At 36.9% G+C, this 19781-nt stretch carries 23 protein-coding genes and 1 pseudogene; 2 read left to right on the top strand and 22 right to left on the bottom strand.

Going from position 1 to position 19781, the window contains the following annotated elements; genetic code table 11:
* Positions 1-100 precede the first annotated feature (100 nt).
* From ACLIJJ_RS17285 to ACLIJJ_RS17260, 6 genes are all read right to left on the bottom strand, one after another.
* The gene (locus ACLIJJ_RS17285) at positions 101-538 is read right to left on the bottom strand and encodes a S1 domain-containing RNA-binding protein (protein ID WP_233314822.1); all 438 of its coding nucleotides are present in this window, start codon (positions 536-538) and stop codon (positions 101-103) included.
* Between the two features lie 128 nt (positions 539-666).
* The gene (locus ACLIJJ_RS17280) at positions 667-828 is read right to left on the bottom strand and encodes a hypothetical protein (protein ID WP_237943250.1); all 162 of its coding nucleotides are present in this window, start codon (positions 826-828) and stop codon (positions 667-669) included.
* Positions 815-1693, bottom strand: a complete 879-nt coding sequence (locus ACLIJJ_RS17275; protein ID WP_237944190.1) for a DMT family transporter — start codon at positions 1691-1693, stop codon at positions 815-817. Before ACLIJJ_RS17275 ends, ACLIJJ_RS17280 begins: the two co-directional genes overlap by 14 nt.
* Positions 1694-1794: 101 nt before the next feature.
* The gene (locus ACLIJJ_RS17270; RefSeq protein WP_237943251.1) at positions 1795-2703 is read right to left on the bottom strand and encodes a D-alanine--D-alanine ligase; all 909 of its coding nucleotides are present in this window, start codon (positions 2701-2703) and stop codon (positions 1795-1797) included.
* A 4-nt stretch (positions 2704-2707) separates the two neighbouring features.
* Positions 2708-4156, bottom strand: a complete 1449-nt coding sequence (gene pdxR, locus ACLIJJ_RS17265; RefSeq protein ID WP_282581442.1) for a MocR-like pyridoxine biosynthesis transcription factor PdxR — start codon at positions 4154-4156, stop codon at positions 2708-2710.
* A gap of 161 nt (positions 4157-4317) precedes the next feature.
* Positions 4318-4848: a sugar O-acetyltransferase gene (locus ACLIJJ_RS17260; RefSeq protein WP_411411367.1), complete on the bottom strand. Its 531-nt coding sequence runs from the start codon at positions 4846-4848 to the stop codon at positions 4318-4320.
* 223 nt (positions 4849-5071) lie between these two features.
* Between ACLIJJ_RS17260 and ACLIJJ_RS17255 the strand changes: the two genes are divergently transcribed.
* Positions 5072-5815, top strand: coding sequence for an SDR family NAD(P)-dependent oxidoreductase (locus tag ACLIJJ_RS17255; protein ID WP_233314818.1), 744 nt, complete (start codon positions 5072-5074; stop codon positions 5813-5815).
* A 34-nt stretch (positions 5816-5849) separates the two neighbouring features.
* Here the strand turns inward: ACLIJJ_RS17255 and ACLIJJ_RS17250 are convergent, their stop codons facing one another.
* From ACLIJJ_RS17250 to ACLIJJ_RS17220, 7 genes are all read right to left on the bottom strand, one after another.
* The gene (locus tag ACLIJJ_RS17250) at positions 5850-6335 is read right to left on the bottom strand and encodes a PTS sugar transporter subunit IIA (RefSeq protein WP_411411366.1); all 486 of its coding nucleotides are present in this window, start codon (positions 6333-6335) and stop codon (positions 5850-5852) included.
* Positions 6332-7120, bottom strand: coding sequence for a MurR/RpiR family transcriptional regulator (locus ACLIJJ_RS17245; protein ID WP_233314816.1), 789 nt, complete (start codon positions 7118-7120; stop codon positions 6332-6334). The genes ACLIJJ_RS17250 and ACLIJJ_RS17245 overlap by 4 nt, the downstream gene beginning before the upstream one ends.
* Before the next feature lie 80 nt (positions 7121-7200).
* Positions 7201-8535, bottom strand: a complete 1335-nt coding sequence (locus tag ACLIJJ_RS17240) for a 6-phospho-alpha-glucosidase (protein WP_411411365.1) — start codon at positions 8533-8535, stop codon at positions 7201-7203.
* A 137-nt stretch (positions 8536-8672) separates the two neighbouring features.
* Positions 8673-9158 carry a hypothetical protein gene (locus ACLIJJ_RS17235; protein ID WP_411411364.1) on the bottom strand — a complete coding sequence of 162 codons (486 nt, stop codon included), beginning with the start codon at positions 9156-9158 and terminating at the stop codon, positions 8673-8675.
* A gap of 126 nt (positions 9159-9284) precedes the next feature.
* The gene (locus tag ACLIJJ_RS17230) at positions 9285-10538 is read right to left on the bottom strand and encodes a DUF445 domain-containing protein (protein ID WP_411411363.1); all 1254 of its coding nucleotides are present in this window, start codon (positions 10536-10538) and stop codon (positions 9285-9287) included.
* 150 nt (positions 10539-10688) lie between these two features.
* Entirely contained in the window at positions 10689-10856 is a 168-nt protein-coding gene (locus ACLIJJ_RS17225; protein WP_233314812.1) for a hypothetical protein, read from the bottom strand.
* A gap of 92 nt (positions 10857-10948) precedes the next feature.
* Positions 10949-11989 carry a hypothetical protein gene (locus ACLIJJ_RS17220; protein WP_411411362.1) on the bottom strand — a complete coding sequence of 347 codons (1041 nt, stop codon included), beginning with the start codon at positions 11987-11989 and terminating at the stop codon, positions 10949-10951.
* Positions 11990-12107: 118 nt separating this feature from the next.
* Here ACLIJJ_RS17220 and ACLIJJ_RS17215 point away from each other — a divergent pair, with 118 nt between their 5' ends.
* Positions 12108-12578, top strand: a complete 471-nt coding sequence (locus ACLIJJ_RS17215) for a DinB family protein (protein ID WP_233314810.1) — start codon at positions 12108-12110, stop codon at positions 12576-12578.
* Between the two features lie 41 nt (positions 12579-12619).
* On the opposite strand, the gene ACLIJJ_RS17210 is transcribed toward ACLIJJ_RS17215, so the two are convergent.
* From ACLIJJ_RS17210 to ACLIJJ_RS17170, 9 genes and pseudogenes are all read right to left on the bottom strand, one after another.
* A complete protein-coding gene (locus tag ACLIJJ_RS17210) occupies positions 12620-12922 on the bottom strand; it encodes a hypothetical protein (protein WP_411411361.1) in 303 nt (100 codons plus the stop codon).
* A 29-nt stretch (positions 12923-12951) separates the two neighbouring features.
* Complete coding sequence (locus ACLIJJ_RS17205; RefSeq protein WP_411411360.1) at positions 12952-13263, bottom strand: hypothetical protein; 312 nt, start codon at positions 13261-13263, stop codon at positions 12952-12954.
* Positions 13264-13327: 64 nt separating this feature from the next.
* Positions 13328-13891 carry a hypothetical protein gene (locus ACLIJJ_RS17200; protein WP_411411359.1) on the bottom strand — a complete coding sequence of 188 codons (564 nt, stop codon included), beginning with the start codon at positions 13889-13891 and terminating at the stop codon, positions 13328-13330.
* Between the two features lie 462 nt (positions 13892-14353).
* Positions 14354-14860, bottom strand: coding sequence for a kinase (locus ACLIJJ_RS17195; RefSeq protein ID WP_411411358.1), 507 nt, complete (start codon positions 14858-14860; stop codon positions 14354-14356).
* Between the two features lie 26 nt (positions 14861-14886).
* Complete coding sequence (locus ACLIJJ_RS17190) at positions 14887-15750, bottom strand: MurR/RpiR family transcriptional regulator (RefSeq protein ID WP_233314806.1); 864 nt, start codon at positions 15748-15750, stop codon at positions 14887-14889.
* A 173-nt stretch (positions 15751-15923) separates the two neighbouring features.
* On the bottom strand, positions 15924-17009 hold the full coding sequence (locus ACLIJJ_RS17185; RefSeq protein ID WP_411411357.1) for a DUF871 domain-containing protein: 1086 nt from the start codon (positions 17007-17009) through the stop codon (positions 15924-15926).
* Between the two features lie 18 nt (positions 17010-17027).
* Positions 17028-18156, bottom strand: a pseudogene (anmK, locus tag ACLIJJ_RS17180) (anhydro-N-acetylmuramic acid kinase AnmK).
* 37 nt (positions 18157-18193) lie between these two features.
* Positions 18194-18478: a hypothetical protein gene (locus ACLIJJ_RS17175; protein ID WP_237943262.1), complete on the bottom strand. Its 285-nt coding sequence runs from the start codon at positions 18476-18478 to the stop codon at positions 18194-18196.
* Positions 18479-18508: 30 nt separating this feature from the next.
* A complete protein-coding gene (locus ACLIJJ_RS17170) occupies positions 18509-19780 on the bottom strand; it encodes a PTS sugar transporter subunit IIC (RefSeq protein ID WP_237943264.1) in 1272 nt (423 codons plus the stop codon).
* Between the last annotated feature and the right edge of the window lies 1 nt (position 19781).

Below are 19781 nucleotides of genomic sequence, written 5' to 3'. Positions count from 1 at the left end.
CCATCAAAGATAGATATCAAGTAGATTCTATTGCAGGTGCAAGCGCGCAAGTATAAAGCTCATCATTATTTAACATTAATAAGAGCTAAAACATGCATTATTATCCACGCCTGCCTCCTCGTCCACCTCTTTTACCTTCTGTATTATGTTTAAGAGATGATAAGCTCTCTTCACTGCTCTTTAGGAATTTTGCCATTTTATCTTCAAATGTTTCTTTTGGTTTAAAATTCCCTTTAGAACGGTCATTGTTTCCACGTCCTTGTGCTGGGCGAGTTCGTGGTTTATAAGAAGACTGACCTTCCGGCTTTTCTATCGTTTGCTTAATAGATAAAGCAATCTTTCCTTCTTTTTCACTTAAAACCTTTACTTGTACCATATCACCAATTTTTAGATGATCATTTACATCTTTTACATAGCTGTCTGCCACTTCACTAATATGCACAAGTCCTGTTTTTCCCTCAGGTAACTCAATGAATGCTCCAAAATTAGTAATACCAGTTACTTTACCTTGCAATTTACTTCCTATTTCAATAGACAATATCTTTTGCCTCCTTATCTTATACAAAACAACTAATTATAACAAAAATTCGATTTGTTGACAAGACGCTTTCCCAATGTATCATTTCCTGCTCTGTCATGTCGGCTGCATTTAATATTAATTCAAGTTTAACGATAGAACTGCCATAATATCAGTATCAACACTCTGACTGAAAGTATCGTTAATAAAATAAAAACACTTCTGTCATTTTGTTGATTTTCCCTTTTTAATGTCCTAAAAAACCCAATAAAATAGCCGCCAATTGGCAGCTTAAGATTATCCCTTGTCATTTTTAATAAAATTTTTACCATCAGTTGTTTTTTTGCCAATAATTACAGAGAGAACAACGATTACAGCAATCACAATTGTTACAACAGAAATAGTCTCTCCTAAGAAAACAGCTGAAAACAATATCATAAAAAACGGTTGCAAATATTGAATTTGACTAACTCTGGCGATCCCGCCGATTGCCATTCCGCTATACCAGGCGACATAAGCTAGAAATTGACTTACAACTGCGAGATAACTTAAACTGAGCCACGCGGTGAATGGTGCGTGAAGCATATCAGCTGTTAAATGCATGGCAACTGGGATAATAAAAAAGGGAGCGCCAATTATAATTGCCCAGGCAATCACTTGCCAGCTTCCTAGTTCTTTTGCGAGCTTTCCGCCTTCTGCATAACTAAATCCGAGCAGTATTACTGCGGCAAGCAGGGCAATGTCAGCTAATTGTAATTGGCCGAACCCTAAATTCAGCGCATAGATAACAACAGCAGCAGAACCTATGAAGCTTGAAAGCCAGAATTTAAGAGAAGGCCTTTCGCCTGCTCTGTATATGGCAAACCCAGCTGTTGCTAATGGCAGCAGAGCTACTTCAACAGCTCCATGAGAAACTGGCAAAGACTCCATTGCCCAGGACGTTAGGAGCGGAAACCCTAACACTGCTCCTAGTGCAACAATAATAAGACTTTTGAATTGGTGAAAGGAAGGGAGCTTTTCCTTGCAGACAATCAATACGATTACAACTAAAATAGCGGCGAAAACTGTTCTTCCTAACCCGACAACTGTCGTTCCAAAGTAATCAACTGCAACACTAGTAGCAGGGAGTGTTAAACTAAAGCAAATGACACCAACTAATCCAAGCAGCATACCCATTTTTTCTCTAGCCAACTATGTTTGCCTGCCTTTCTTTATTACATAGTAGTAATTCTTTGTAGTATTCCCTATTTAATGTTGGAGATCGGTAAACTTATGCATCATGCATGCATTTTCCTTTCCTTAATGGAAGACTCGATGATTAAATCAAGGAGCTTACTGTAGGAAATTCCTGCAGACTCTGCACTTTTTGGCAGCAAGCTGTTCTTCGTCATACCTGGCAATGAATTAACTTCAAGGACATATGGAATCCCACTTTCTAGCATCATATCTACTCGTGCATAAACGCTGCATTTTAAAGACTGATAACAGCTCATCGCAGCAGAAAAAACGCGTGCTTCCATTTCTGGCAACAGCTGGACTACTTCTTCCACAGTAGCTGTGTCATCATATTTCGAGTTATAATCAAAAAACTCTCCTTTATGGCGAATTGATATGACAGGTAAAAGCTCTCCGTTTAGGATGGAACAAGTAATCTCTTCACCCTTGATATGTTTTTCAACAATTGCTTCCGTGTCCCATTTAAATACTTCATTAATGGCGGCTAGTAAGTTTTTTCGGTCATAGACAATTTTCACTCCTACACTTGACCCGCCAGAATTAGGTTTTACAATCACCGGATAACCCATCTGTTCTATTTTCTCTATCTTAAGTTCTGCCTTAGTAAGATGAATCCAGTCTGGCGTTAACACGCCTTCATAGCGGATGATTTTTTTCGAGATATTTTTATCCATGCATAAACTGCTGGAAAGCACACCGCTGCCTGTATAAGGAACACCCATCGTTTCCAGAGTGCCTTGAATAACACCATCCTCTCCAAATTTGCCATGAAGCGCCAGAAGTGCGACATCCAGATTTTTTGCCTTAGCGATTATTTCTTCTTTATGCTCAAGACAAATTGGGATTATCTCATATTTATTTTTGTCTAAATGCGCAATCATTTCTTCCCCTGTCATCAAAGAAACTTGTTTTTCGGATGAAATTCCACCCATTATTACGCCAACTCTCATTCTTCTAACCTCCATAATGTTTTTTTAAGGTTTCTCCTATCAGTTTAATCCCAGTAATAATGTCTTCTTCCTTTAGTCTCGAAAATCCTAACCGCATTGTATGATTTCCGCTGTTGTCTGTATAAAAATCATTTCCAAGGGCAAAAACCACGCCTTTTTGAGAACATTTCTTTAAGAGCTCTTGTGAATCGATCGACTTATCCAATTCAATGAATAGATGGAGACCGCCATCGCCGGTTATTCTTCGCAATGGAATGTATTTATTACAATACTGAACTGCCAATTCATACTTTTTCTTATAAACAGATCTTGCTTTTTTTATATATTTTTCAAAGTAGCCATCATTTAAATACTGATACAATATTGCCTGATCTAGAGTAGATGTATGAATGGTACGAGCTCTTTTCATGCTCTCCAAATAATAAATTAACTCTTTGTCTGCTAAAATCCAGCCGACTCTTAAACCTGGGAACAGTATTTTAGAGAAGCTGCTTGTATAAATGACATTATTGCCGTTCCCCGCGAATGCTGCCAATGGCGCTAAATGTGCGCCAGAGTAACGCAATTCTTCATTAAAACCGTCTTCCACAATTGGAATTTGATATGCTGAGTACAGCTCCATTATTTTCTTTCTTTTTTCAGAAGATGTAACAATTCCGGTTGGGTTATGATAGGACGGTATTAAATAAGCAAAGTCATAATTATTTTTTGCCAAGAGGTCCTCAAGCATATCAATATTGATGCCGTCATCTTCCATGTCAATGCCGTCAATTTCATAGCCATGCATTCTGAATAATTTAAGTGCAGAGTGATGGGTTGGATTTTCACAAATAATCCGGCGCTGCTTCCTGTTTAGAGATGAAAGCAGAATATCGAGACCTTCTGTAAATCCATTTGTAATTAATATATCTTTATCTTTAATATCAACGCCTTTTACTTCCATATAATGAAGCAAGTAGTCGATTAGCGGTTTATACCCTTTGGCATAGCCATAATTCAGGACAACGTCTCCTTCTATAGCCATTCGATTCAGAAAAGCCCGTTTAAAATTTTCGACATCAAACAGCTTTTCGTCAGGTGCGATACTATTAAAGGAAATCACATCTTTGTTACGGCGCACTCCATGCTTCATCAGATCGTGTTTTTCTGCGAGCAGTGTTTGCTCACTCAGTTTTTCTGCCCAATTTACTTGTATAGACGGAGACTTAAAGGTTTCAACACGGCTAACAAAATTACCCTTTCCCTTTACCGCATAAATAAGTCCTTCCTGTTCTAAATCTGCATATGCCGTTAAAACGGTATTGCGGCTAATGAATAATTCTGAGCTGAGCTCCCGCGTCGACGGCAGCTTTTGATGTTCAACCAAATGCCCGTTAGTTATCATTCTTTTTAAATATTCTTTAAGCTGAATATAGACAGGTCGCCCCTCGACGAGCTTAAAATCATTAAACACTTTATTCATCTCCTTAAGTTACATTTTTACATGCTCACAGCATTTTCAAAAGGTCCACCTAAAGTGTATTTTTAACATTTAGTGGTTCAGGAAGATTTATGTGGCTAAGTAAAATATAAAAAGCCGCCAGAAGGCAGCTATGCTCTACAAAAAATTCAGTATTAGATGTTTTTAATGACTTTAGCTGGATTTCCAGCAACAACTGTATTAGGCAGAACATCTTTTATCACAACAGAACCTGCCGCTACTATAGAATTATCTCCGATATTGACCCCAGCCAAAATTACACAGCTGCCGCCAATCCACACATCGTTGCCTATCGTAATAGGAATTCCATACCCGCTTTTATTCCGATCCTTAGGTTCAATTGCATGACCAGCAGTATATATTCCAACATTGGGGCCAATCATACAGTTATCCCCGACTCTAACTTCTGCCATATCTAAAATAGTGCAATTATAGCCGGCGTAAAAGTTATCACCAACATGAATATTGTAGCCTAAATCACAGTGGAAATTATGTTCAATCGAAGGATTTTCGCCAACACTGCCAAATAACTCCTTTATAACTTTCTCTCGTTTTGCTGAATCTTCCACTGCACTTTCATTAAATTCCCGAACAAGCTTGTGTGCTCGAATAGTCTTTCTTTTTAAATCAGCTGTACCCCGTTCATAGAAGATCTTCTCTTTCATATATATGTCCTCCTATATGGTTTTACTTATTTTAACATAGTATTTAATCGTATTCTCTGCTGAAACTAATATCTATCTAGATTATATGTAGATGTTTTTATTTCTATAAACGAAATATATTAATTTGAGATTCTTTAATTGACAAGTTTCGACAATAGGAGTACTATAAAAGTGTAGATAAGAGATAATAAAAAAACGTAGAAATAAATAGGAGGAATTCTTCATGACAAACTTACAAGACAAAGTGGCAATTGTTACAGGCGGTGCTTCTGGTATTGGACTAGCAACTGTAAAGGCTTTCCTAGATAAAGGAGCAAAAGTTGTTTTAGCTGATTATAATGCAGAAGCAGGAGCAGAAGTTGAAAAAGAACTCAAAGAAAAATATGAGGACGTTTTATTTGTAAAAGCAAATGTAGCTGAAGAAAGTGAAGTTGAAAATTTAGTTGCTGAAACGGTTAAACATTTTGGCAAACTAGATATCATCTTTAATAATGCTGGTGTAGGAGTACAAAAACCAACACATGAGCTAACAGCTGAGGAATATAAACGCGTAATTGCGATTAACCAAGACGGCGTATTCTATGGTGCAAAATATGCAATTCGTGAAATGCTAAAAACTGGCGGAGGTTCTATTATCAGCACTTCTTCTATCTTAGGATCTGTTGGCGAACCAACTTCCATTCCATATGCTGCAAGTAAAGGAGCAGTAAACCAAATTACAAAATCATTAGCTTTAGAATATGCAGATCGCAATATTCGTGTAAATGCAGTAGCTCCAGGATTCATCGAGTCTGGCATGGTTAGTAAAGAAGCTTTAGGTGATTTCTACGATGGTTTAGTTGCAAAACACCCAATTGGCCGTTTAGGCAACCCAGAGGAAATCGCACATGCTGTTGTGTTCTTAGCAGAAAACGACTTTGTTACAGGTACAACAGTGTTTGTTGATGGTGGTTATACTGCAATATAATAAAAATTCACCCTCGATTGTTAGCAATCGAGGGTTATTTATTATCGTAGTTTATAGAAGCTATCTCTAAACCAGCTCTAACTTCCCCAAAGCCCTTCACCATTATTTCTCCGTCCTTATCTTCTAAATTAGGAAAAACAAGCACCGAAATAATTTCCTTCCCTCTTTCTTCAAGAATGGATAGATTAAATATCCCAATATGGTCTCTAGCATGGATCTTCTCCCCAGGCTTAACCAAAATGTGAAAGCCTTCTCCGTTTAACTCTTCTGTTTCTAACCCTAACTGCAGCAATACTTCAAGTCCCTCTTCTGTCATTATGGCAATAGAATGCTTTGCTTCGGAAATTTGGAGCACTGTGCCTGTTATTGGTGCATAAATATCGCCGTTAACAGGAATGATTGCAAGACCCTCTCCGAATACTTTTCTTGAGAATACAGGATCTGGCACACTGTCTAACGGAATGATTTCGCCGCTGATAGGACTATGTATGCAAACCGGTGCTTTTTTCCTTTTCATCATTCAGTCTCCCCTTCCTGCCCCTTACTATTTATATAATCGATATAGCCAAATGCTAACGCTTCTACCACAATGAAAAAAGCCGACGCTGATTGTATCCACCAATTTTTAGGGTTAGGGTTCTTTGAACTTGATGCATATAAATTCAAATCCGAATGCCCTGATAGCCAATTACTCTTAAAATTGGTAAGCGAGATAATTTTTGCTCCTTTTACTGCTGGTATATCCAGTAAGCCTTGCAGATTTGGATTTTCTCCGGACAATGACAGCAATATAATTAAATCATCGCTTGTCAGCTTTTCAATAATACGCTTATATTCATTCGTATGCGACATTCCCGGAATTAGCTGCACTGGTTTGCCAATCAATAAGAACAAACGCTGCAGCTCTGCAGCTTGATTTGTCTGTGCAAAGCCTGTAGAAATAACATAGATATTTTTACTTGCTTCAATCGCTTTATAAATGGGTAAAAGATCGACATTATTTAAATATTGCATCGTTTTTTGAACATCTTGGAGAATTTGATCAAAAAGCTCGTTCTGCTCTGGAGTATCTTCAGAATCATTTATTTCCCATTTTACAAAATTTTTAAATTCACTATAGCCGCTAAACCCTAACTTTTGGGAAAATCTTAAAATGGATGATTTAGAGGCTAAACTATTTTTAGCTAATTCATTAATTCCTAACTTGCCGATTTTTTCTTTATTTGCAAGCACATATTTAGCAATCGTTAAATCTGTATCACTTAAATAGTCATAGTTATTATTAATTAATTCCTCCAGACTCATCGGAATCTCCTTCCATTGTAAAAAAGTAACAAGGTATGAACTTCTTACCCTGTTACTTCATTTTAGCAATACATCTATTCTTAATGAAGCTCTGTCCAAAAATCCTTGTTTGCTTCAATTAAATCATCCAATATATCTTTTGCAACACTTGCACTTGGCACTGTTCGTGAAAGTGTCAGTGCTTGCCAAAGCTTTTGATATGATTTTTCTAAATATGCTTGTACAACTAATTTTTCAACAGATACTTGCTGCTCAATTAACCCTTTTTGGAACTGAGGAATGGTGCCGATTGATAATGGCTCAACGCCTGCTTTGCTTACTATACAAGGAATCTCTACCATTGCAGTCGGATCGACATTGGCAATCGCTCCATTATTTGGAACAATTAACAACATTCTTTCGTACGTATTGTACGCAAGGGCACCGGCAAGCTGAACAATAAATTCTGCATGCTCTCCTGCTTCAATGCTTGTTCCTTCTGCTGTGCCAGCTTCGGCAATACGTTTGCATTCTGCAAATACATTCTTCTCACGGTGATTCATTACTTCATTTGCTCTCGTAAAGGATGGATTAGAATGCTCGACAACATAATCTGGGTACAAATAATATTTTAAATAGGTGTTGGGTAAAGTGTCTGGATCTACAGCATATATATCTTTTGCTTTTGTGAATGTATCCATCCAGCTGGATTCAGCTAACAGCGGATTGTTAATGCCGTCATTTTTAGCTCCATAGCCCCATTGTTTAACATGTTCTTTCAGCTGTGGCATCAAGTCATTGCCCGCTTTATCATAAAGCTCTGTCCACCAGCCGAAGTGGTTTAAACCATAGTAACGTTCGATTATGTCATTTTCAGATTCCAACCCTAATATGTCTGCCATGGACTTTTTGATAGCTACAGGCATATCGCAAATATTGATAATTTTTGAGTCAGGTCGCAAAATCCGGGTAGCTTCCGCTACAATGGAAGCAGGATTTGAATAATTTAACATCCATGCATTCGGTGAATACTGTTCCATATAGTCGATTAATTCTACTACTTTTGGGATAGACCTCATTCCATAGGCAATGCCACCAGGACCGCATGTTTCTTGGCCCACAACTCCATATTTTAAAGGAATCTTCTCATCCTGTTCACGCATTTTCAGACCGCCGGCACGAATATGTGCCATCACAAAATCAACATCAGAAAACGCTGTTTCTGGGTCTGTTGTTGCAACAAACTCCATTTCAGGAGCACGTTCCTTAATGATAATTTCACAAGCATTCGCAATTGTTTCTTGACGTTCTTTATCGTTATCATAAAACTTCAGCTTTCTTAAAGGAAATTTATCCTGGTTTTCAATTAGCATCATCACAATTCCCGCAGTATAAGTACTTCCTCCGCCAGCAATAACAACTGAGTTCTTTTTCATAAAAAATCCCTCACCTCTAGTTTGATTGATTAGTATAAACTAATCCTTAAGGCGAGTATACTCGATTGTTTTATTGTAAATAAGTGTTTCGAAGGACATTGGGAAAAGTCCCAGCGGTTGGTTCGTTTTGCTGCTATTTAAAGCTTTGAAGATTTGCCAGTATAAAGTTTTATTTGAATACTTGTACATATAATGATAATTTTTGTTTGCGAAAACAAATCGATTTCATGTGATAACAGCTTATCATCAATTGCGGTAATTTCATCATAGCCCCACTCATCAATACCACGCATCCCATCAAAGGCAATGCTATCACTGTTAGCATACACATTTCGTGTAATATCAAAGTCAAAGAAAAACCTTCTAACTTGGCTCCAAATTACTTCATACAGTAAGTCATCATAATGCTTAATAATCATTATGATAGTTGTTGGGTCTTCCATATCCTCCTTGCTGTTGTTGTCAAAATGATTAACCAGTTTCATATCCTTGATGCTGGCATCATGAAAGGAATGATTAAGAACGAATTCAGCTGTGTCTGAATCAAAGCGATGGCTAATATTTTGCAGATTTTGTTGATATCCTGCTAGATCCCAGTGATCTTCTGATATAAAGAACTTCAAATTATATAACTCCCTTTTACTTTTTAGACATGCTTAAACAGATACGCACTTTAATAGGAAAAGGTTTCAGATAACATGCTAGAAAATTGTAAAAAAAAGCTGCTTCTCGCAGCTTTTTTTAATTGATTACATTAACTGAATTAAACCATGGATACCCGTCAGGATAATCCCAATAATAAACCCGCAAATAGCTCCGTTAACACGAATCCATTGCAAGTCTTTTCCAATATTGTTTTCAATCATGTCAATCATTGTTTCGTTATCAAGCTTATCTAAGTTTTCTTGCACAAGATCACCAATTTTTGCATGGTTCTTTTCAATCAGGATTGTAATTTGCGTTTGTAACCATGCATCAATAGTCTTGCTGTTGCTCTGAACCATGCCAAGAAAGTGTAAGCACATTGGAATCAAATAAACATCAATAAACTCTTCATCGTCCAATTGAAGCAGGATATTTTGCTGTATTTTTTGTAGGCTTTCCATTATAGTGCTGTCTAAATCCCATTCAGAAATCAGCTGATTTTTCCACTTGTCAATTCCCTCTATCAGCTGTTCATTCTCGTTCATTGCTTCCATTTCTTTGCGAATATACTGGACTAAAGCTTCACGGTTTGGCTGTCCTTTATGCTGCAAGCTTCTTACACCGCTCAACAGTAAATTTTGCACGATGTTGCCAAGTTTCTCCTCGCTGAGCAAGCTTTCAATGGACCTTAACGCAAATTTAAGCATTCCATCTGCTTCAATCCGGTTAATTACATTCATGGAAACACTGCCAAGCTTGCTTTTTGTTTCTTCTTGCCTTAACCAGTTATCGGCTTTTTTTAGCACATGGTCTAATACTTTTTCATCGAAATTTTCATTAACTAATTTTGAGCTTATCGCTTCAATAATTTTTTTCACTTCAACAGTAGATAGTGTCAGTGTTATTTGTGATTTAATAAACGGGACCATTTTTTCAAGCTCTATATTGCTAACAAGCTTCTTAATCCCTTTAATGATTCCAACTCTTAAAGAACCTTTCGTTATAAGATCTGTAATGGTTGGAAGGAGCTTATCTGTAAAAGAGATATCCTTTATCTTTTCTTGGATGCTTTCTTTAGAAAGCCAATCGTTTTTCAAGACTGTAACCAATCCATTTGTAACCCTTTTTCGATTATTAGGCAATAATGCAGTATGGGGTATCGGCAGTCCAAGGGGGTGACGGAACAATGCGGTAACTGCGAACCAATCTGCTAACCCACCAACAAGACCGGCTTCAAATCCGCCTTGCAGCAATCTGATCCAAATAGAATCATCAAACGGTGCTGTTGCAATATAACCAATCCCCATAATAATCAAGGAATATACAGCTAATTTTTTTGATTTTGTTTTCATAGACATCTTTTTCCTCATCCTTAAATAATATTAAAATTTATCTATTCTTTTCTTATTATAACCGCCAATCACAGAAAATATCGTATTTAAGAGCAGCACTAAGCAAAAAAGCCGAATTTTTCATCCGGCTCTCTATACAATCTATAAAAAATTCTATTATTTGTCCAGTCGATTGAGTTTTGCAGAGATTTCTCTAAGAATACTGTTTTTTTCTTTTTGTATTTTCAATAGCTTCCAAGCATACCAAACTGCAAATATAAAAATCCCTATTTTCCCTAACCATATAATAGGAATAAATAATAAGTTAACATCTACCCAACTCACGTAAAAAACCCCACTTTTCTTGTACAAACCTTTTGGTTAATTATATCTATATTTACTGCTTTTAACAAACAGAAAGAACAAGTATGATTCTATTATTGTTTCGTTTTTAATAGTTCCGTTAATTGTTCTTCTGCATAAAAGAAACCGTATATTTTTTTCCTTTTTTTTGTTTCCTTCAAAACTTCTGCTATTTTTTGATGCGCTTGTTGTTCATCACCTTTTAACTTTGCTAAAATAGCTTCACTTCTTTTATAACTGACAGGCTCTAGCGGACTCAAGTATTCATGAAGTTTTTTCATCTCTTCAAGATTTTTATTGCCACTGAAAATAGAATCTAACTGTCGGATATGGCTGATAAATTGCAGAGATAATTTATTCTTCTTCGTTACTGGTATTTGCCTATACGGTTCAATTAAAGCACTGGCACAGTCATAGCCATCCTTCAATAACGTGTAGTAAAAAATCATATACGCAATCATAATATTGTCAGAAGAAGGCTTCATTGTTTTTACCCGGTCTATTAATTCTTCGGACCACTCGGAGGGATGTAAGGGAGAATTCATTTCTTTCAGCAACAAAAGCGATACCAGAAATTCTTTCGTTTGTTCTCCCCCTCTTGATAGCTCGAGTAAAACACTTCCATCTGATTTTAACGCCCCATTGGTTGGATATATCGTTACAATGAAAATAGCCAAATTAAACAATCCGAGATATATAGCTAGATCTAAGTCCATTGGTATTCCGATACTTAAACTGATTAAAGCAGCAGTCGCTGAAAAGACTGGTCCCCCTGCTGCAAACAGCTTATGCTGCTTGGCAATTGCAGTCAGGTCGTCTGTTAAAGGGGAACAGCTTGCTGCACCACCAAACAAGAACCAGCTGTCATTCGCTTTAATATGCATTCTGTCACTGTTTTCAATTGTTAGTGGTCCTACCGTTAAAAAGTTGAACCGATACCCTGCCCAAACTCCGAACAACACATGACCTAGTTCATGAATCAATAACGTCAGCAGTAAAAAGCCAAAGGATATCCCTGTAAAATTAGCAAAAGTAGCGACATTCGTAAATTGAAATGCCAATACAAGTATTCCTAAAACGATTGATACCGGCAATGGTTTTGTTAGTCTGCTCATTCCATTTACTCCCTCCAACACACTAATACGAATCAGTATGAAATAAGTTCCAAGTTTTAGAATTAACTTTAAGTTCCATTATTGTATAATGATAGATATTAGTAAAGGAGGTTTTTAGATGAATTCAATTGACTTAATTCTATTAAACTTTGCAGAAGTCAGAAGAAGAAGTATAAAAGTGTGGACATCTATCCCGTCAGAAAAATTATTCTGGAAGCCGGACAATGAAGCAATGAGCTGTATTGAAATGATTAGACATGTACTTGAAAGCGAGCATTATTATCATTTGGCCATTAAAAACAGGGCAAGTTTAGCTGTATTTGATTCCCCCTTTGAAGGCAGACCATATTCAACTGTTGATGCAGAATTAGAAATTGCTGAGCCTTATCGTAATAGTTTTCTAGATACGATAAAATCCTTTACAGAAGAAGATTTAATTAAAATAAAAATTGACCGCTCTGAATCTGGTTACATAAGAGAGCTAGGAGATATGCTGTTGCGCGTCGCCTATCATGAGTCTGTTCACACCGGTCAGCTCCTGGACTATTTAAGAACAGCCGATATCCCAAGAGTTCGTATCTGGGACTGAGTTTAGGTGGTGCATAAGTATTATGCACCACCAGTTCTGCTCTATTCCAATTCCTCCACAAGTTTATCATTAATTTGTGTAAGCTCTGTTTCCGCTGGTAGATTTTCCATCACCATATTAATGCTTGAATATCTTTTTTCATTAGAAAACAAATAAAAACCATGCCCGTCATGACCAATCGAAATGTAAAAAGAATTTGGTTTTAAAGGAACGACTGCTGTTCTCTTCTTATAATGGAACTGCACATTATTGATGGACGAAATGGCATAAAAATCATTCATGACCGCTTGTATATAGGTATCATTAATAATTTGCGAAAGAGTATCTATATCCATAAACTTCACAGTTATATATGCTGGATGATAGAAACTTCTTATTCTTCCAGAACTATGGTAGATTCTTTTTCTAATGAATATTGGACATTGTATTCTAAACTTAGTGCGTCAAAGTCAGTTAAGTATTCTTCGACGTTATTAGTTTCCAAATAAAGTGATAGATAAAAAGGAAAGGTATTAGCAGCAAATAAGAATTTCTTTAAATAATCTCGCTCACTATTATCATGTTTTTCATCCACGCTGAAATAGTAAACTTTAGGCGAAGTCTGCAAAAATTCAGTTTTAACAGGCAAAAAATGCTCCTTTAACACCTCCTGCAAATCCTCTTCCTTTAACCATAATTGATCCATTGATTTCACCCTTTACATTCCGCTATTAGTCTATAATCGTTCCGCTCGGCAGATGATCGATTAGCTAATCCAATGATGCATAACGAAAATCATTCGTATAGATAGTAAACCCTTGCCCATCATGCCAAATTACAATAACCGTTGCTGCTTCTTTCATATTAAAGCACGGAACTAGAGATTGCTTTTGTCTGCCAAATAAACCTTTAGTAAGTTTATGCTTATAGGTGATATTATCTGAAAAAGAAACAGCATAAAACTGATTAGATCCTGCAAACCAAAAGCTTTCCTCTAAAACAAGGTTCAGCGCAGAAGAGTTATTTATTGTAATTCTAAAGACCGGATATCCCTTTTGTTTTGGTTCTACATAGCCTAATGAATATGGAATGCTTTTCTGTCTTAATTTAGATTCCAGTTCTTCTGTACAGTCTTTATATGCTTCAAATACAACAAAAAGGGAGAATTCATTTTGTTTACATAGAAAGTCATATAAAAATTGCTTCGTTTCCTCATCATAATTCTCATATTCCGAAGGACCAATATATATTTTAGACAATACTCGAGCTTCTTCAAATAGTAAATAATCCTCCTCTGAATTAAATGGCTCTGCTGTTATATGTATCTTGGTCAAGAACAAGCCACCTCTTCCTATGTAGTTCTTTGTGTAAGTTTTTTTATAATAGAGGTAATTCCGTTTAAACAAAGCAAAATGATTAGTTGTAGAAAGGAAAATAAAATAATAGCCAAAAATAAATCGAAATACTCCTCGCCTGGCGGTGAATCGGTTGAAATATCCACATTTAATATAAAAAAAAAATAGGAAAAACCAATTGAACAGAATAAGCCTAAGTAAATGCTTATCCAGTGACGATAATATCTTATATTCATTAAACCGAAAAAAATCAACATGTGCTTAACCCTATACATATTGTATTAATCAAAATAATTATTAGTAGATGCTTTGTTTCAATCTGCATAGAGTTCCTACCTCCAGGGGAAAAATGAGAGTGATATTCTTTGATATAATAAATTCTTCAAAAATAAAAGCCGTCCAACTAGGACGACCTCTTCTATAATATTTCGCTGCAGGCACTCATTCACCTTCTTCTTCCAGATTTTTCACAATTAACTTTACTACCTCTTTATGTGACAATTCATTAGTCAATTTTCTTTCACCAGCCACTCCTAAGTAATCGTTAGGAGTCCACCAGGAGCGCATGGCATCTTCTCCAAACTCCAACTTCTTATCACGGGTATTATGGCGTTTGACTGTTTCTTCGAATGTTAGATCAAAGTAATAGGTAAATGCCTTTCCATCATAGAAATCAATTAGGTTATGGAGCATGTTACCGTAGCGGATTTTATTCAGTATCCCTTCGACAATAACATATTTACATTTGCTCTTTCCATATTCAGCAACTTGACGAATCAGATCAATAGATAGGTTCCCTTCTCTATCGTGAACCTTTAGCATATCTCGGCGGATTGTATCCTGGGAAACTAACAGTGTGGCAGTACCATAATGGTCTTGAATACTCTTTGCTACAGTAGTTTTACCGCTGCCTGAATTTCCACGCAAAATTATTAACTTAGATTCCATTATTAATGGTCCCCTTTAGAAAATATTTATCCTTTATTTTTCTGGGTGAACTCCATTACTGCGTTTCGCGAGTTTACAATTTTTTCAATACTATCATCATAATACTTAGATACGTAGGCATAAAAGATAATATCGATTGTTAGGAATTGGGCGAATATCGAGCTTGTAGCAGCACTGCGGAACTGTGCTTCTGGTGCGCGCACATATTGTAAGGATAATCCAACCTTTTGTGATAAGGTATTATGACCAAAACGGGTTAGTCCAATGGTTTGACAGCCAGACTCCTTTGCGATATCAACAAGGCGAAGTACTTCCGTTGTCTCACCTGTATTCGACACACAGAAGAAGATGCAATTTTTTGAAGCTCCTGAAAGGATGGAAGCATAAATATGGGCATCTTGGATTGCTACAACGACTTTTCCTAAGCGGGACCATTTTTGCATAATATCATTTGCTACAAGAGATGAAGCTCCTAAACCATACACATATACAACATCTGCATGCTTTATACTTTCAATTGCTTTATCAATCATTTCATCATCTAATTCTAAAGCAGTTTCTTTAATAACCTGTACTGAATTCGAGACAATCTTTTCCTTAATGGACTGGGTTGTTTCGTTTTTTTCAATATCAGAAAAGCTGCTTTTCAAAGAATGGGAAAATTGGGATGAAAGAGACAGCTTTAAATCTGAATAGCCTTCCACTCCAATGGAACGGCATAAGCGGATGACCGCAGCACTGCTGGCATTTGCATGCATAGCCAATTCATGAACAGACATTCGTACAATATCATTGGCATTTTCTAATATGTATTGTGCGACCTTTCTTTCTGACTTGGGCAGCTCTTCAATAATACTTTCAATTCTCACTAATATATTAACGGAAGTCATAGTTTCCCCCTTTTCAATCTCTCTGTTGTAAAAAATAATCCACTTAGTGTTATAGTACTGAATTTATTTTATCAAGAAAAGCTACCTGACTAATAGGTTTTTGATTAAAACTCTAAAAACTAGCGAAAAGCAAGCCTCAAAGATACAAGATGCTTGAGGCTTGCCACTCTAAACTATTCTAATATAAATTGAAATTTCCCCCATGGCTGCAGAAAATCTAATAAAAATACTTCCTCAGGAACAATACGGCCAACCACATTTGTCTTTCCCGAGTTTTCCATATCTTGCAGAGCGATTTGCAGCTCTCCTTTGTACTGCCCGTATCGCTCATTTTCTATAAGAATATCTCCGCGGCGAATGTTAGGAGTGTTTGTTGCTTTAAAGTCTTCCTGTTTATATTTCACTCGTGATTGCGTAGACCTGATTAAATAATCGGAAACATCACCCCTGTAAAAATGAAATTCATCTAGCACAATTTTTTTCTCAAGCTCTGTGATCGTGTTATATAATTCTGTTTTGAAGGTCAGTATGTTGCTGTTAAGCTGACTTAGCACCTTCATTTCGGCTTCTGAAGCATAGGCATTAGCAATGACCACTTCGTCTATCAGACCAGTCGCAAACAAGTGTTTAGCTTGTGTTTCTATAGGAAGGTTACGATGCATTTCTAGTGTGCACAACCCTTCAGTAACTGGCCACGGTCCAAATGTTGCTGCTTGTGAATTAATAAAAGCAGCTGTGCTTATATTATGCTTTTTAAACAGATCACAGCATTTGTTGAAATGGGAATAACTTAAACCTGCATAACGATGCGGATAAAAATTGTGGGAACCTACTAAATTATCTCGATTAGGCTGATAAGCGATAATATTATCTAAATAATTAGTAGCATTGCTCATATTAATTTCAATCTTTAGCCCAAAGGGATTATGTGTCATGATTGCTTCTTCATTTCCAGAAAAACCTGCATCTAGGCGAATGCCATAAGCACCCATGTCTGCAAAGAATGACAGGTCATTATAGGAAATTCCTAAAGCAGTTAAAACTCTCGGTGCTATATCGACCATTACTTTCATCTCTAGATCATTTGCAAAAGAACAAATTTCTTGAAAATTTTTCATAATGTCCTTCTGTTGACCATTAACGGACAACAGACATGTAAACACCTTTTCAAAGCCGTACTTATGGGCCAGTTGAAGATATTGTTTATCTTTTTCCATTGTGGAATGCTCAGGATATAGGGATATTCCTAACTTTTTCATGAAAGTTTCCTCTCTATTTTAAAATGGAACTGGTGTAATGTTACCAAGGATAAGCGCCTGCTTAGCTCCTGTTGCTTTAGGAACATTGCTTGGTAAATTATTCATCGTTTCGTTTGCTAAGATAGCAAACGCTATTGCTTCTTTTGCTTCAGATGAAAAACCTAAATCCTCCTGCCTTATTACCTGACAAAACTCTGAAAGCTCTTGTTGTAGCATCACAAGCAGCATTTTATTGTAAGACCCGCCTCCGCCAATAACAACTTCGTCTATTTTAGTTGTGGGAAAGATAAACTTTTTATAGTTTTCAGCTATGGACTTTGCGGTAAACATGGTCATTGTTGTCACAAAATCATGTTCGGAAACTTGCGGATAGGCATTTACTAGGGAGTCTACTAATGCTGTGCCAAATAATTCTCTCCCTGTTGATTTTGGTGGTGAAGCAAGGATAAACGGAATTTCCATACAGTGTTCCAGCAATTCTTTATTAACATTGCCGGTTTTTGCAATTTCTCCTTTATTATCAAAAGGAACCCCGTAAAACTTTTCGCAAAGATAATCTATTATCATGTTTCCCGGACCGGTATCAAACGCCTGCACATCTTCTATGGCAGCAGCCTTCGGCAAAACGGTGGCATTTCCAATACCGCCTATATTCTGAAGAATTATCGATTTTTCCCTGCTGCCATATAAAAGAAGCTCTGTATATGGAACTAGTGGTGCACCTTGTCCTCCTGCCGCCATATCCATTGTACGGAAATTAGATACTACAGCTGTTTTTGTTTGATAGGCAATAACAGCTGGCTCGCCAATTTGTAAGGTAGACGGGCTCAAGCCTTCTGTTTGATAGGGCTGATGATAAATGGTTTGTCCATGTGATCCGATGACATCAAGGTCTTCCAAGGCAAGCTTTGCCTTTTTACAAACATCGGTAACAGCAGCTGCAAAAATTTCACCGAGCTTAAAATTTAAAGAACAGATTAGTGCGCTGTTTGAAGTTTCAATTGAAAATGAATCATGGATTTCCTTTTTTATGTCTTTGGAATAAGGAAACGACATAAATTCAATCAGTTCAACCTTTGTTTTCATACCGCAGCCGTCTATTTTGACTAATGCCACATCAACTCCATCTAATGATGGTTCCAGACATAAGGCCTACAACATATGCCAAATAAGTACACCTCCATTTATTCAAATACTAATAAGAAACAACCTAATGAGCAGCCTACTAATAATGCTAGAAATAATGTAATTACATGCTTTTTATTGTTTAATTTACGTTCAATCCAGACAATCACAAATGTTAAAGCACTGCTGATTCCAATGCTATTGACAATACTTAATGCAGCTTGCTGATTTACTCCAGTAGCACTTAAAAGAGGAACAAAGACAAGATTAAAAATGAGTATTAAGCTAAAGAAAATCGCGGCACTTTTATAGCTAAAAAAGAGCAGATTTTGTGTCTTTCTCATTTGCTTCCCCCCTGTAATAAACACATTACCTTACGCTGCGGATTTTTCTTCGCTTTCTTGGGTGACGAGCTTATTATCATATATTTTAAAGAATGGTAAATAGATAAGCACAGAAAGAACCAGATTAATAAGAACTATTACAATAGCTCTCCAGTCCCCGCCTGTTGCTAAATAGGCACCAATTGGAGCTGGCAAGGTCCATGGCACCATTACATAGGTTGGGCTGACCATTCCGATTGCTGTTGCTATATAGGCAATAGTTGCTCCCACTAATGGCGTAATAATGAATGGAATAATTAATAGTGGATTTAATACAATCGGGACACCAAAGATTACCGGCTCGTTAATATTAAATAAGCTTGGAATAATCGTAGTCTTTGCCATTGCTTTACTATATTTTGATTTTGCTGTTAATAACATCGCAATGACTAATCCTAATGTTGCACCAGATCCGCCAATCCAAATAAACCATTGAAAAAATGTTTCAGGAGCAATATGCGGAATATTGTTTCCAGCCGCAACTGCTGCGGAGTTATTAGCTAAATACACTTCCCAAACGGGGCGGGCAACTGCTCCAACAACGGAGACACCGTGAATTCCAAAGGACCAAAAGAAAGTAATTAAAAATGTTGGCAGAATGACTCCAAGATACGTATCACCGGCTTTAATGAGTGGTGCAACTGCTTTGCCTACAATCGAATGGGTATCTATCCCAAAAACGACAGTAATAAGCGCCATAACGGTTAATACGAGGGTCACAGGTATTAACGCTTCAAACGACCTTGCGACAGAAGGCGGCACAGAACTTGGCATTTTTATCATAATTTTCTTCGATTTGCATAAACGGAGAATTTCTACAGAAAAAATCGAAACGATCATACCAACAAACAGACCATGTCCTCCAAGATTAGCCATCGGCAGGACAAAGCCGACCTCCTCTACCGTTTGGACACCAATCGTAAATAAGAATGCAGCAGTAGAAAGCAGCGCACCAGAAAGAGGATCAATCTTATAGCTTTGAGATAAACTATAGCCTATTCCAAACGTGATATATAAAGTCATGATAAACATTGTTAACCGGTACGGAATTAAGATTTCTGCTGCATGTTTACTCGCCCAAGCTGCAATAGCAGAATCAGCACTCACTGGTGGAAAAGCAATAATCAGAAAGATACTGCCAAAGATTATAAACGGCAATGCGGAAACCACCCCATCGCGGATAGCCCGTAAATGTTTTTGCTCAGATAGCTTTGCCATGGGAGTAGAAAGATTTCTTTCTAAAAAGTCTACAAACTTATCCATT

This window comes from Niallia laureatilytica (assembly GCF_046613985.1).
Lineage (GTDB): Bacteria > Bacillota > Bacilli > Bacillales > Cytobacillaceae > Niallia.
This window is presented reverse-complemented; position numbering and strand designations above follow the sequence as displayed.